Annotated in this window: 5 protein-coding genes; 1 reads left to right on the top strand and 4 read right to left on the bottom strand. The window is 69.8% G+C overall.

Annotation, left to right across the window (positions count from 1 at the left end; all coding sequences use genetic code 11):
- The first annotated feature begins 155 nt into the window (after positions 1–155).
- Positions 156–4,031, top strand: a complete 3,876-nt coding sequence (locus tag VF584_25470; GenBank protein ID HEX8213545.1) for a TonB-dependent receptor — start codon at positions 156–158, stop codon at positions 4,029–4,031.
- Positions 4,032–4,517: 486 nt separating this feature from the next.
- On the opposite strand, the gene VF584_25465 is transcribed toward VF584_25470, so the two are convergent.
- Genes VF584_25465 through VF584_25450 form a run of 4 tightly spaced genes read right to left on the bottom strand, consistent with a single transcriptional unit; the run spans position 4,518 to position 14,038 of the window.
- Entirely contained in the window at positions 4,518–6,239 is a 1,722-nt protein-coding gene (locus VF584_25465; protein HEX8213544.1) for an ATP-binding protein, read from the bottom strand.
- Positions 6,236–6,841 (bottom strand): chemotaxis protein CheB, encoded by a 606-nt coding sequence (locus VF584_25460; protein HEX8213543.1) that lies wholly within the window; start codon positions 6,839–6,841, stop codon positions 6,236–6,238. The genes VF584_25465 and VF584_25460 overlap by 4 nt, the downstream gene beginning before the upstream one ends.
- Entirely contained in the window at positions 6,841–7,803 is a 963-nt protein-coding gene (locus VF584_25455) for a protein-glutamate O-methyltransferase CheR (GenBank protein HEX8213542.1), read from the bottom strand. Before VF584_25455 ends, VF584_25460 begins: the two co-directional genes overlap by 1 nt.
- 7 nt (positions 7,804–7,810) lie before the next feature.
- A complete protein-coding gene (locus VF584_25450) occupies positions 7,811–14,038 on the bottom strand; it encodes a HAMP domain-containing protein (protein HEX8213541.1) in 6,228 nt (2,075 codons plus the stop codon).
- Between the last annotated feature and the right edge of the window lie 16 nt (positions 14,039–14,054).

Genomic DNA, 14,054 nt, shown 5'->3' with positions numbered 1-14,054 from the left:
GTAACGGGCGCCGGTAACGCGGGAGTAACGATCCCGAACGAGCGGGGCGACGATGGGCCGTCCCAACGTTCGCGGCCTGCCGGCTGTTCTTTTTGGAGTAGCCCCGTCATCCGACCATCAAGGAACGCCCCTCAAGCCGGGGCGTGTGGAGCCGCATGCCGTATCTCAGAGCGCTGATCTGCGCGATCCTCCTCGCCCCCGCCGCGCTGTCGGCGCAGGTGGGCGTTACGACGGACCTCCTCACCGGGCGCGTCACGGGGCCCGCTGGCACGCCCGTGGCCGGCGCCACCGTGGAGGCGATTTCGGCCGAGGGGAACCTGCGCAGGACGACCACCACGCGTCCGGACGGCCGCTACACGCTGACCTTTCCGGACGGCGGGGGGCGCTACCAGCTTCGGGTGACGGCGCTGGGCTTCGCGGCCGCCACCGCGGTCGCCGCGCGCGAGGCGGACGAGGACGTGCTGGTCACCAACTTCCGGCTGGGCGAGCAGGCGGTGGCGCTGGAGGGGATCACGGCGCGCGCCAGCCGCACCCCGCCGCCCAGCAACACCGCGGCGGGCGGCACCGAGCGCACCCTCTCCGGCGAGACGGTCAACCGCCTGCCGCTGGAGGACAACGACCCTGCCCGCATCGCCACGCTCAGCCCCGGCGTCGTCGCGGTGACGCAGGGCGACTCGTCGGAGGCGCGGGGGTCGTTCTCGGTGGCGGGGCAGCGGGCGGCGCTCAACCAGGTGACGCTGGACGGCGCGTCGTTTACCTCCGCGCTCTCCGGCGGGCAATCGGGAGGCGGATCGCCGCTGGGGATTCCGCAGGAGGGGGTGCGCGGCACGCAGGTGATCACCAACACCTACGACGTGGCGCGCGGGCAGTTCTCCGGCGGTCAGGTGGCGCTCACCACACGCCGCGGATCCAACCAGTTCAACGGCTCCTTACAGTACCAGCTTCGCGATCCCAACCTGCAGGGCAACGCGGGCGTTCCCACGTGGGGCGGCGGCTTCACCCAGAACCGGTTCAGCGGCGGGCTGGGCGGGCCCATCGTGCGCGACAAGCTCTTCTACTACCTCTCGTTCCAGGCGCAGCGCCGCAGCGACGAGCTGTACTCCCTCACCCCCCGCGACGCCGACGCGGTGCGCGCGCTGGGTGTGAGCCCGGAGTCGGTGGAACGCTTCCTGGGCGCCCTGCAGACCCGCTACGGCGTCGACGGGCGCAGCGGCGTCTTCGAGCGCACCGGCGATGCGCTCACCACGCTGGGCCGGGTGGACTGGAACCTGACGCAGCGCCACACGCTCGCCCTGCGCGGCAACCTGAGCGTGTACGAGCAGGACAACGCCCGCATCGGATTCCTGGAGACGCTGGGCAACGGCGGCGAGGTGGGGACGAGCGGCGGCGGCGGGCAGCTCACCCTCACGTCGCGCTTCGGCGCGGGGTGGATCAACGAGCTGCGCGCCTCCGTGAACCGCGACGAGCGCGACCAGGATGCCTACGAGCAGGTTCCCGAGGGGCGCGTCCGTGTGGCGTCCGAGCTGGGCGAAGGCGATCGCGGCGTGGCGACGCTGGTCTTCGGCGGAGACCGCCAGCTCCCCACCCTCACGCGCGAGACGACGACGGAGGTGAGCAACGAGCTCTCCTTCCTCTTCCGCGACCGGCACCGGCTGCGCATCGGCGGGCTCTTCAACCACTCGGCGTTCCGGCAGGAGAGCACGCCGGACCGCTTCGGCACATTCGAGTTCGAGTCGCTGGAGGCGTTCGAGGAGGGGCGGCCCACGAGCTTCACCCGCTCGCTCACCACGCGCGAGACGGAGGGCGGCGGGGTCAACGCGGCCATCTTCGTAGGCGATACCTGGCGTCCGCTGGACCGCGTGCAGCTCACCTTCGGCGCCCGCGGCGAGGCGACTCGCTTCGACGAGACCCCCGCGCGCAACCCCGAGATCGAGCGCCTGTTCGGCCGCCGCACGGACTTCATCCCCAGCGAGCTGCACGTGAGCCCGCGGCTGGGCTTCTCGTGGCGGCTGAACGAGCAGGGCGCCCCGCTGCGGCTGGTGCGCGGCGGCGTGGGCGAGTTCCGTGGCCGCGCGCCCTTCTCCCTCTTCGCATCCGCGCTGGACCAGACGGGGCTCGCGACGGGTGAGACGCTGCTGGAGTGCGTGGGCGCGCGCGTGCCGGTGCCGGACTGGGCGGCGTACCAGCGCGACGCCTCCGCCATCCCCACCTCGTGCGCGGACGGCGGCGCGGGCGAGCCGGTTCGGCGACTGCCCACCGTGACGGTGTTCGATCCGGAGTTCGGGGCGCCGCGCTCCTGGCGCGCCTCGCTCGGCTTCCAGACGCAGATCCGCCCGCGGCTGAACGCCAGCATCGACGTGAGCCAGGCGTGGGGCGTGAACCTGTACGGCGTGCGCGACCTCAACCTGCGCGACGACGCGCCGGCCTTCGTCCTCGCGAGCGAGGGCGGGCGCCCGGTCTACGCGCCGGCCTCCGCCATCACCGCGACGGGGCAGATCCCCTTCTTCGCCTCGCGGCAGAACCCGGAGCTCTCCAACGTCTTCGCGGTCGATTCGGAGCTGGGGTCGCGCAGCACGCAGGCGACGCTGGGCTTCAACGGCCAGCTTCCGCGGCGGATCTCCTTCCAGACTTCGTACACCTTTTCGCGCGTCCGCGACCAGTCGTCGTTCTCGTCCGGCGCGCCGCGCTCCGGCTTCTCGCAGCCGACCACGGCGGGGAACCCCAACGTGCGCGAGTGGTCCACCAGCGACCTGGAGCGGCGGCACTCGCTGGTCACCGTCCTGGGCGTCCCCTTTGGCCAGGCGTGGGAGGTGACGCTGATCGGCCGCGCCACGAGCGGCAACCCGTTCACCCCGCTCGTCGGCGGCGACATCAACGGCGACGGCGCCCGCAACGACCGCGCGTTCGTCTTCGCGCCGGGCGCGTCGGGCGACACGGCGGTGGCCAACGGGATGGCGCGCCTGCTGGACGGCGCGGAGGGCGGCGTGCGCGAGTGCATCGAGGCGCAGCGGGGCTCCATCGCCGGCCGCAACAGCTGCCGCGGGCCGTGGACGGGGACGCTGGACCTGCGCGGCACCTTTCGCCCGCAGCTCCCTACCCTGTCGCGCCGCCTCTCGTTGTCGCTGGACGTCACCAACCTCTTCGCCGGCGCGGACCTGCTCTTCAACGGGAGCGACGATCTGCGTGGGTGGGGGCAGCAGGGCTTCGGGCGCGACGAGGTGCTCCTCTACACGCGCGGCTTCGATCCCGCGCAGAATCGCTTCCTGTACCAGGTCAACGAGCGCTTCGGCGAGACGCGCTCGCGGCGCGGCGGTTTCGGCTCGCCCTTCCAGGTGCAGCTCTCCGCGCGGCTGCTGATCGGGACGCAGCAGGGGCAGGGTGGCGGGCTGGCGGCCATCGGGGGTGGCGGTGGTCCGGGCGGGGGCGGACCGGGCGGGCAACGCGGCGGGTTTGGCGGCATCGTCCGCCAGGGCGGCGGGATCGACGTGGAGGCGCTCCTCTCGCGACTCCTTCCCGACCCCGTGTCGCCGCTCCTCCTCCTGCGCGACACGCTCAACCTGACCCCCGAGCAGGTGACGGGGATCGAGGCGATCCGCGACTCGCTGCGCGCGCGCAACCAGCCGGTGCGCGAGGCCGTCCGCGCCGCCATCCCCACCACCGCGACGGCGCAGAACGCGGGCGAGCTGTTCGGGCGCGTGGGGCCGCTGCTGGAGCCGGGGCGCCAGAACGTGCAGCGCGCCCTCCGCGAGGTGCAGAGCCTGCTGACGCCGGAGCAGTGGCGCCGCGTCCCCGCCGCGCTGCGCAATCCGCTGGGGAACTTCGGCGGCGGCGGCCAGCGCAACCGCGAGGATCGCCCGCGCAACCGCGAAGGCGGCGCCCGCCGCGGCATCACGCCCGCCGGCACCCCGCCCGCGACCCCGGCACCGGCGCAGCAGCCTGCCCCGGCGCCGGGCACACCGCAGCCGGCACCGCCGGCACAGCCGACACCGACACCCCCGCCGACACAGCCGCCACCGACGCCGGGGCGGTAGGCCGGAGTCGCGGACCCCCACCCCCGCTCGTCACCTCGCGGCCCCTCCCCCCAAAACAACCTGGGGGAGGGGCGTTTGGCGTGCATCGGTGCGGAGACGCACGGGCCGGCGCGGGGGCGGGCACGGGCAGCCACGTCGGGCGGCCCCTCCGAGGTTTCGGTGCGGAGGAGCGTGGGTCGAGGTGGGGGAAAGGGTGGGCAGGCACGCAGGTCTGCCGCTACGAGATCGGTGCGGCGCGCAGAGGTCGAGATGAGGTGAGGGAGGGCGCGATGAATCGCGCCCCTACGGGCGTGGTGTGTACAGGCGGGCGGCGAACTGGGTCCGGCACGGGCGCGATAAATCGCGCCCCTACGCGTTCCTGGAACTGGACGACACGCGCGGCCCAACGCGATCTCCCCCCTCCCCCGCAGTTTGGGGGAGGGGGGCCGGGGGGGTGAGGGCGCGGTTTGGGAGAGGGGGGCCGGGGGGGTGAGGGCGGTTGCGCCCCTACTCCGCGGCCGCCCGCGCCGCCGCCCCCGTCAGCGCCAAGGTCTCGAACGGGTCCTCGCGCATGGCGGGGGGGGGCTGCACCTTGGCGGGGAGCGACAGGGTGAAGGTGCTTCCCTCCCCCACCCGCGACTCCACCTCCAGAGAACCCTCCAGCAGCTCCGCCAGCCGGCGCGAGATGGGGAGGCCCAGGCCCGTCCCCTGCTGCGGATCGGGCTGGTGGAGCTGGACGAACTCGTCGAAGATCTTGTCCTGGTCCTCCTCCGGGATGCCGCGGCCGCGGTCCACCACGCTCACCACCACGCCGCCGTCGTCGCGCGGGCGGCACGCGACGGTGATCGCCTTTCCCTCGCCGAACTTGATGGCGTTGGAAAGGAGGTTGAGGAGGATCTGGCGCACGCGGCGCGGGTCCGTCACCACCGTCACCGGCACGGGGCATGGGTCCAGGGCCAGCTCGGAGCCGTGCTCGTCGGCCAGGGGGCGGACGGTGATGAAGAGGTCCTGGATGACGTCCGGGAAGGTGGCGTTCTGGATCTCCAGGTCCACCTTGCCGGCCTCGATCTTGGAAAGGTCCAGGATGTCGTTGACCAGCTCCAGCAGGTGGCGCGCCGCCTTGTTGGCCCGCTCGATCCCGCGCGACTGCTGTTCGTTCAGCTCGCCGTAGATGTTGTCCAATAGGAGCGAGCTGTACCCCAGGATGGCGTTGATGGGGGTGCGCAGCTCGTGGCTCATGGAGGCGTAGAAGCGCGAGCGGGCGCTCATGGCCGCCTCCAGCTCGCGCTGCCGCGTCTGCAGCTGGTCGTTGAGCTGCTTGAGCTGCTCCGAGGTCTGCGCCAGCGATACCGCCTGCTGCCGGAGCGCCTCCTCCGCCCGCTTGCGCTCGCTGATGTCGCGGGCGATCACGGTGAAGACGCGCTCGTCCTCCAGCTGCAGGCACGAGAGCGACGCCTCCACGGGGAAGCTGTCGCCGCCGGGGCGGGTGCCGGTAAGGGCGCGGCTCTGGGGCGTGGGGGCGGGGCCGCCGTCGGTGCCCGCCGCGCGCCCCGCGCCGCAGATGGCGTCCAGCGAGGCCTCGTCGAAGGCGGGCTCGAAGAAGTCGTGCACCGGCCGCCCCGCCGCGTCCTTTGCCGACACGCCGAACATCCGCTCCGCCGCGGCGTTGAAGAGGGTGATGCGCCCGTTGGCGTCGAAGGTGATGATCGCCTCCATGGCGGAGCTCACGATCTCCGCGATGCGCGCCTCGCTGGCCTGCAGCTCGCCGCGGTGGCGCAGCTCCAGCTCGCGGCGCTCGCTCTCGCGCAGGCGGCGCTCCTGCTCCTGCAGCTGCTGCGTCTTCAGGTAGAGGTCGATGAAGACCGCCACCTTGCTGCGCAGGATGTCCGGGTTGAAGGGCTTGAACATGTAGTCCACCGCCCCCACCGAGTACCCTTCGAAGATGAACGCCTCGTCCTTGGAGATCGCCGTCAGGAAGATGATGGGGGTGAGGCGGGAGCGCTCGCGCGACTTGATGAGCTGCGCCGTCTCGAAGCCGTTCATCCCCGGCATCTGCACGTCCAGCAGGATGCAGGCGAAGTCCTGCTGCAGCACCTGGCGCAGCGCCTCCTCGCCGGAGTTGGCGCGTACCACGGTGTGGCCCAGCGGCTCCAGGATCGCTTCCAGGGCGAAGAGGTTCTCCGGGCGGTCGTCCACCGCCAGGATGCTCGCGCGCGGCTCCCCCGTCATCCGCGCACCGGGGCGCAGGGCGGCACGCGGCGCCGGCGGATCGCCGCCAGGTACGGCGCGATCTGCTCCATGGGGAGCACGCAAGCCTCCGGGCACGCCTTGGCCGCGGAGAACGGCATCACCCGCACCTCGGCCGTGGCCGGGTCCTGCACTACCCCCAGCCCTCCCGCGTCCAGAATCCGCCGCAGCCCTCGCGACCCATCCGCGTTGGCCCCGGTCAGCACCACCCCGATTGCGTCCATACCGTACGTATCCGCGGCAGACTCGAACGTGACGTCAATGGAGGGGCGCGAAAAGCGCACCGGCGCCTCCGTGGAAAGGGTGAAGTAGCCGTCGTCCACCAGCATGTGGTAGTCGGGGGGGGCGATGTACACGCACCCCGGGCGTGCTTCCTCCTTGTCGTTCACCTCGTACACCTCCATCTCGGTGCACTCCTGCAGCAGCTCGCAGAGCAGCTCCGAGTCCTTGCTGCGGTGCTGCACCACCGCCACCGGCATCGGAAAGTCGGCCGGCAGGTTGGCCACCAGCATGCGCAGTGCGTACAGCCCTCCCGCGGAGGCACCGACGGCGACGATCCGGTATCCCGCGTCTTCACCCGTCACTACGAAAGCCTCCGGAAGATCTTTTCCTTGGTGTTCAGCGCCTCGTACCGGTCCTCGTACGCCGTGAAGCGCATGCTCTCCTTGCTCCCCAACCCCAGGATCCCGAAGTTCACCAGCGAGCCGTAAAAGAGCTCGTGCACGCGGTTCTGCAGCTCCCGGTCGAAGTAGATCATCACGTTGCGGCACACGATGACGTTGAACTCCGCGAACGACCCGTCGGTCACCAGGTTGTGCTGCGAGAACACCACGTTGCGGGTGAGCGCGGGGTCGAAGCGGGCGCCGTCGTACATCGCCGTGTAGTACTGGCTGAACGACTCGGTGCCCCCGGCGCGCAGGTAGTTCTGCGTGTACTCCTGCATCTTGTCGAGCGGAAAGATCCCCGCCCGCGCCCGCTGCAGCACCACCTCGTTGATGTCCGTGGCGTAGATCCGCGACCGGTCGTACAGCCCCACCTCCTTCAGCAGGATGGCCATCGAGTACACCTCCTCCCCCGTGGAGCACCCCGCATGCCAGATGCGGATGAAGGGGTAGGTGCGCAGGAGCGGGACCACTTCGTTGCGGAACGCCGCGTAGAACGATGGATCGCGGTACATCGCCGTGACGTTGATGGAGAGGTCCAGCAGGAGCTTCTCCATCATCGCCGGGTCGTGCAGCACACGGTCCTGAAGCTGGCTCACGGTGACCAGCCCCTCCGCCTGGATGCGCTTCCACAGCCGCCGCTTGAGCGACGAGTAGGCGTAGCTGCGGAAGTCGAAGCCATACTGGCGGAAGATCGCCTCCATCAGCAGCTCCACCTCCAGCTTCTCCACGTCGCGGCGGTACGCGCTGGGGGTGTCGGGAAGCGCGACGTCGTCCCTGCGTTCGGCCCGGCCGTCGCGCTCCTCCGACCGGCGCGCGGGGACGGCGGCGGGGGATGGATCCCCCGCCGCCTTGCCACCGGTCTCTGCCCGTTCGCGGCTCACCCGTGCCTCAGCGGTACAGCCACACGCGCATCAGCGACAGGAGCTGGTCCGTGTCCACCGGCTTCGTGATGTAGTCCGACGCGCCCGACGCGATCGACTTCTCGCGGTCGCCCTTCATCGCCTTGGCGGTCAGCGAGATGATGGGGAGGTCGCGGAACTCCTCCATCTGCCGGATGGCCGCGGTCGTCTCGTAGCCGTCCATCTCCGGCATCATCACGTCCATCAGGACGATGTCGACGTTGGGGTTGGCCTGCAGCGTCTCGATGGCGGCGCGGCCGTTCTCCGCGAACACCACCTCCATCCCCTGCCCCTCCAGCACGCTGGTGAGGGAGAAGATGTTGCGCACGTCGTCGTCCACCACCAGCACCTTCTTGCCGGCGAAGGCGCTGTCCGACTGGTGGAGCTGCTCCAGCATGCGGCGCTTGCTGTCCGGCAGGTTGCTCTCCACGCGGTGAAGGAAGAGCGCCGTCTCGTCCAGGAGCCGCTCCGGGCTCTTGGCGTCCTTGACGATGATCGTCTCGGCGTAGCGGCGCAGCTGCGTCTCCTCCTGCTGCGACAGCTCCTTCCCCGTGTAGATGATGATGGGGATCTCCTGCATCTCCGGGTCGCCCTTGACCTGCTCCAGCAGCTGGAATCCGTCGTCGCCCCCCAGCCCCAGGTCCAGCACCATGCAGTCGAAGCGGGTGGTGCGAAGCTGCTCGATGGCGTCGGCGGCGGTGGCCACGGCAGTGATCTCCACATCGTCGTCGCCCACCAGCTCGATGATGCTGGCGCGCTGCCGCTCGTCGTCCTCCACCACCAGCAGCCGCTTGACGCCGTCCGACAGGAAGTTGCCGATCTTCTCGAAGGCCCCGTCCAGCGCCTCCTGCGACACCGGCTTCTCCAGGTAGCTGAAGGCGCCCTGCCGCAGCCCGCGCTGCCGTGCCCCCACCCCGCTCACGATGTGCACGGGAATGTGGCGCGTCTCCGGCGCGTGCTTCAGCCGGTCCAGCACCGTCCACCCGTCGATGCCCGGGAGGTCGATGTCCAGCGTGACGGCGTCGGGGCGGTAGTCGCGCACCATCTCCAGCCCCGACTCGCCGTCCAGCGCCACCAGCGCCTTGAAGCCGCGCTCGCGCGCCATGTCCAGCAGGATGCGGGCGAAGGGGGGGTCGTTCTCCACGATCAGCACCGTGCGGTCGCCGGCCTCCACGCTCCCGCGGTCGTCGCGGATCCCCACCTCGGCGGGGTCGCGCGGGCCCTGGCGCCGCTCCTCGCCCACGTGCGGCTGCTGCGGTGCCTCGCCCGCATTCGCCGGAGCCTCGCGCGGCCCGCGGCGCTCGCCGGGGCGCGGCTGGCGCGGGGGTGCCTGGCGCAGCGCGGAGGGATCGCGCGGCAGGTCGCTGCCGTCGCCGCTGCTGCGGCCGCCGCCCGGCTCGCCCGGCCAGGTGCGCGGCAGGAAGAGGGTAAAGGTGCTCCCCTCGCCCTGCGTGCTCTCCACCCGGATCTCGCCGCCCAGCAGGCGCGTGATCTCGCGGCTGATGGAGAGCCCCAGCCCCGTGCCGCCGTACTTGCGGCTGGTGGTGCCGTCTTCCTGCTGGAACGCCTCGAAGATGAGCTGCTGCTTCTCGCGCGCGATCCCGATCCCGGTGTCCGTCACCGCGAAGGCGATCACCATGTCCGCCTCGTCCAGCGTGCGGTTGTTGAAGCGCCGCCCCTTGTCCGCCTGGCGGATGGAGAGGGTGATGCCGCCGCGCTCCGTGAACTTGAAGGCGTTGGAGAGCAGGTTCTTGAGCACCTGCTGCAGCCGCTGCCCATCCGAGAAGATCGACTCGGGGACCTCCTCGTCCACCGCCAGGTTTAGCTGCAGCCCCTTCTGGTCCGCCACCGGCCGGAACGAGCGGTCCACGTAGGCGGTGATGTCCTTCATGTACACGTTGGTGGGGGAGATCTCCATCTTCCCCGCCTCGACCTTGGAGAGGTCGAGCACGTCGTTGATCAGGTTCAGCAGGTCGGTGCCGGCGCCCAGGATCGTCTGGGCGAACTCCACCTGCTTCTCCGTGAGGTTCCCCTCCTTGTTGTCCGCCAGCAGCTTGGCCAGGATCAGCAGCGAGTTGAGCGGCGTGCGCAGCTCGTGGCTCATGTTCGCCAGGAACTCGCTCTTGTACTTGGACGACAGGGCGAGCTGCTCCGCCTTCTCCTCCAGCGCCCGGCGCGCCGCCTCCACCTCGTTGTTCTTCTGCTCCACCTTGCGGTTCTGCTCGGCCAGCAGGCTGGCCTTCTCCTCCAGCTCCTCGTTGACCTGCTGCAGCTCTTCCTGCTGGTCGCGCAGCGCTTCCTCGGATGCCTTCAGGGTGCGGGCCTGCGCCTCCAGCTCGGCGTTGGTGCGGCGCAGCTCCTCCTGCTGGCTCTGCAGCTCCTGCGACTGGCTCTGCAGCTCCTGCGTGAGCTTCTGCGACTGCTCCAGCAGCTCCTCGGTGCGCATGTTCGCGGAGATCATGTTGATCACCACGCCCACGCTCTCGGTGAGCTGGTCCAGGAAGACCTGGTGGATCTGGCTGAAGGGCATGAACGAGGCGAGCTCGATCACCGCCTTCACCTCTCCCTCGAAGAGGACGGGGAGCACCACGATGTTGCGCGGCGGCGCCTCGCCCAGCCCGCTCGATATCGTGATGTAGTCGTCCGGCACCCCAGTCAGCAGGATCGGCTTCTTCTCCAGCGCGCTCTGCCCCACGATCCCTTCGCCGATGTGGAAGCGGTTGCTGACGTTCTTCCGCGCCCGGTAGGCGTAGCTGGCGATCAGCTTCAGGATGGGCGCGCTGGTGTCCTGGTCCATCAGGAAGAATGCGCCGTGGTTGGCCCCCACCAGCGGCGTGAGCTCGCTCATGATGAGGCGCGACACCGCTTCCAGGTCCTTTTGGCCCTGCATCATCCGGCTGAACTTGGCCAGGTTGGTCTTGAGCCAGTCCTGCTCCTGGTTGCGTTCCGTGGTCTCCTTGAGGTTGGAGATCATCTGGTTGATGTTGCGCTTGAGCTCGTCCAGCTCGCCCTTGGCCTCAACCGTAATGGAGCGCGTGAGGTCGCCGGTGGTCACCGCGATGGCCACGTCCGTGATCGCTCGCACCTGCCCGGTGAGCGAGTTGGCCATGGCGTTCACGTTGTCCGTCAGCGCGCGCCACGTTCCCGCCGCGCCGGGCACCTCGGCCTGCCCGCCCAGCTTCCCTTCCGTACCCACCTCGCGCGCCAGCCGCGTCACCTCGTCCGCGAAGAGCGAGAGGCGGTCGACCATCGCGTTGACCACGTCCTTGATCTGCAGGATCTCGCCTGCGGCTTCCACCGTGATCTTGCGCGTCAGGTCGCCGTCGGCGATCGCCGTCGCCACGGCGGACACGTCGCGGAGCTGGACGGTCAGGTTGCCGGCCAGCTGGTTCACGTTGTCGGTGAGGTCGCGCCACACGCCGGCCACGCCCTCCACCTTGGCCTGGCCGCCCAGCTTCCCTTCCGTCCCCACCTCGCGGGCCACGCGCGTCACCTCGGATGCGAATGCTGACAGCTGGTCCACCATCGTGTTGATGGTGTTCTTGAGCTGCAGCATCTCGCCCTTGACGTCCACCGTGATCTTGCGGCTCAGGTCGCCGCGCGCCACGGCCGTCGTCACGTCGGCGATGTTCCGCACCTGGCCGGTCAGGTTGCCGGCCATGAAGTTCACGCTGTCCGTGAGGTCGCGCCACACGCCGGCGACCCCTTCCACGTTGGCCTGCCCTCCCAGGCGGCCCTCCGTGCCCACTTCCTTGGCGACTCGGGTCACCTCGCTTGCGAAGGAGCTCAGCTGGTCCACCATCGTGTTGACGGTGTTCTTGAGCTGCAGCATCTCGCCCTTGACGTCCACCGTGATCTTGCGGCTCAGGTCGCCCTTTGCCACGGCGGTCGTCACGTCGGCGATGTTCCGCACCTGGTTGGTGAGGTTGCTCGCCATGAAGTTCACGCTGTCCGTCAGGTCCTTCCACGTGCCGCCGACTCCCGGCACCTCGGCCTGGCCGCCAAGCACCCCCTCCGTGCCTACTTCGCGGGCCACGCGCGTCACTTCGGATGCGAATGCGCTCAGCTGGTCCACCATCGTGTTGACGGTGTTCTTGAGCTGGAGCATCTCGCCCTTGACGTCCACCGTGATCTTCTGGCTCAGGTCGCCTCGCGCCACCGCGGTGGTCACGTCGGCGATGTTCCGCACCTGGTCGGTGAGGTTGCTCGCCATGAAGTTCACGCTGTCCGTCAGGTCCTTCCACGTTCCGCCGACGTTGGGCACCTGCGCCTGCCCGCCGAGCACCCCCTCCGTGCCCACTTCCCGGGCCACGCGGGTCACCTCGTCCGCGAAGACCGACAGCCGGTCGACCATGGAGTTGATGACCTGCTTGATCTGCAGGATCTCGCCGCGCACCTCCACCGTGATCTTGCGCGTCAGGTCGCCGTCCGCGATGGCGGTGGCGACGTCGCGCAGCTCGCGGAGCTGAACCGTCAGATTGCCGGCCAGCTGGTTCACGTTCTCGGTGAGGTCTCGCCAGACGCCCGCCACGCCCTCCACGCTGGCCTGGCCGCCGAGCACCCCCTCCGTACCCACTTCGCGGGCGACTCGGGTCACTTCGCTTGCGAATGCGGAGAGCTGGTCCACCATCGTGTTGACGGTGTTCTTGAGCTCCAGCATCTCGCCCTTCACGTCCACCGTGATCTTCTGGCTCAGGTCGCCGTTTGCCACCGCGGTGGTCACGAGGGCGATGTTTCGCACCTGGCCGGTCAGGTTGCCGGCCATGAAGTTCACCGCGTCCGTCAGATCCTTCCACGTTCCCGCCACGCCCGGCACGTCCGCCTGGCCGCCGAGCACGCCCTCGGTGCCCACCTCTCGCGCCACCCGCGTCACCTCGTCCGCGAAGACGGAGAGCCGGTCGACCATGGAGTTGATGACCTCCTTGATCTGGAGGATCTCGCCGGCCGCCTCCACCGTGATCTTGCGTGTCAGGTCGCCATCGGCGATGGCCGTCGCCACCGCGGACACGTCGCGGAGCTGCACCGTCAGGTTGCCGGCGAGCTGATTCACGTTCTGCGTGAGGTCGCGCCACACGCCGGCCACACCTTCCACGTTGGCCTGGCCTCCCAGGCGGCCCTCCGTGCCCACTTCCTTGGCGACTCGGGTCACCTCGCTTGCGAAGGAGCTCAGCTGGTCCACCATCGTGTTGATGGTGTTCTTGAGCTGCAGCATCTCGCCCTTCACGTCCACCGTGATCTTTTGTGACAGGTCGCCGTTTGCCACGGCGGTCGTCACGTCGGCGATGTTCCGCACCTGGTTGGTGAGGTTGCTCGCCATGAAGTTCACGCTGTCCGTCAGGTCCTTCCACGTGCCGCCCACTCCCGGCACCTCCGCCTGGCCGCCCAGCACGCCCTCCGTACCCACCTCTCGGGCCACGCGCGTCACTTCCGATGCGAAGGCGCTCAGCTGGTCCACCATCGTGTTGACGGTGTTCTTGAGCTGGAGCATCTCGCCCTTCACGTCCACCGTGATCTTCTGGCTCAGGTCGCCTCGCGCCACCGCGGTGGTCACGTCGGCGATGTTTCGCACCTGGTTGGTCAGGTTGCTCGCCATGAAGTTCACGCTGTCCGTCAGGTCCTTCCACGTCCCGGCCACCCCCGGCACCTCTGCCTGGCCGCCGAGCACGCCTTCCGTGCCCACCTCTCGCGCCACTCGCGTCACCTCGTCCGCAAAGACGGAGAGCCGGTCGACCATCGCGTTGATCACCTCCTTGATCTGGAGGATCTCGCCGGCCGCCTCCACCGTGATCTTGCGCGTCAGGTCGCCGTCGGCGATGGCCGTCGCCACCGCGGACACGTCGCGGAGCTGCACCGTCAGGTTGCCGGCCAGCTGGTTCACGTTCTCGGTGAGGTCGCGCCAGACGCCGGCCACCCCGGCCACCTTGGCCTGGCCGCCGAGCACCCCCTCCGTGCCCACCTCGCGCGCCACCCGCGTCACCTCGTCCGCGAACACCGAGAGCCGGTCGACCATGGAGTTGATGACCTCCTTGATCTGCAGGATCTCGCCGCGCACTTCCACCGTGATCTTGCGCGTCAGGTCGCCATCGGCGATGGCCGTGGCGACGGCGGACACGTCGCGCAGCTGCACCGTCAGGTTGCCGGCCAGCTGGTTCACGTTGTCCGTCAGGTCCTTCCACGTGCCGGCGACTCCGGGCACCTCCGCCTGGCCGCCGAGCACGCCCTCCGTGCCCACC

The organism is Longimicrobium sp., assembly GCA_036389135.1.
Classification (GTDB): domain Bacteria; phylum Gemmatimonadota; class Gemmatimonadetes; order Longimicrobiales; family Longimicrobiaceae; genus Longimicrobium.
This window is presented reverse-complemented; position numbering and strand designations above follow the sequence as displayed.

Coding starts and splice junctions, on each gene's coding strand:
- VF584_25470 (HEX8213545.1), top strand. CDS start 156: ATGCCGTATCTCAGAGCGCTGATCTGCGCGATCCTCCTCGCCCCCGCC.
- VF584_25465 (HEX8213544.1), bottom strand. CDS start 6,239: ATGACGGGGGAGCCGCGCGCGAGCATCCTGGCGGTGGACGACCGCCCG.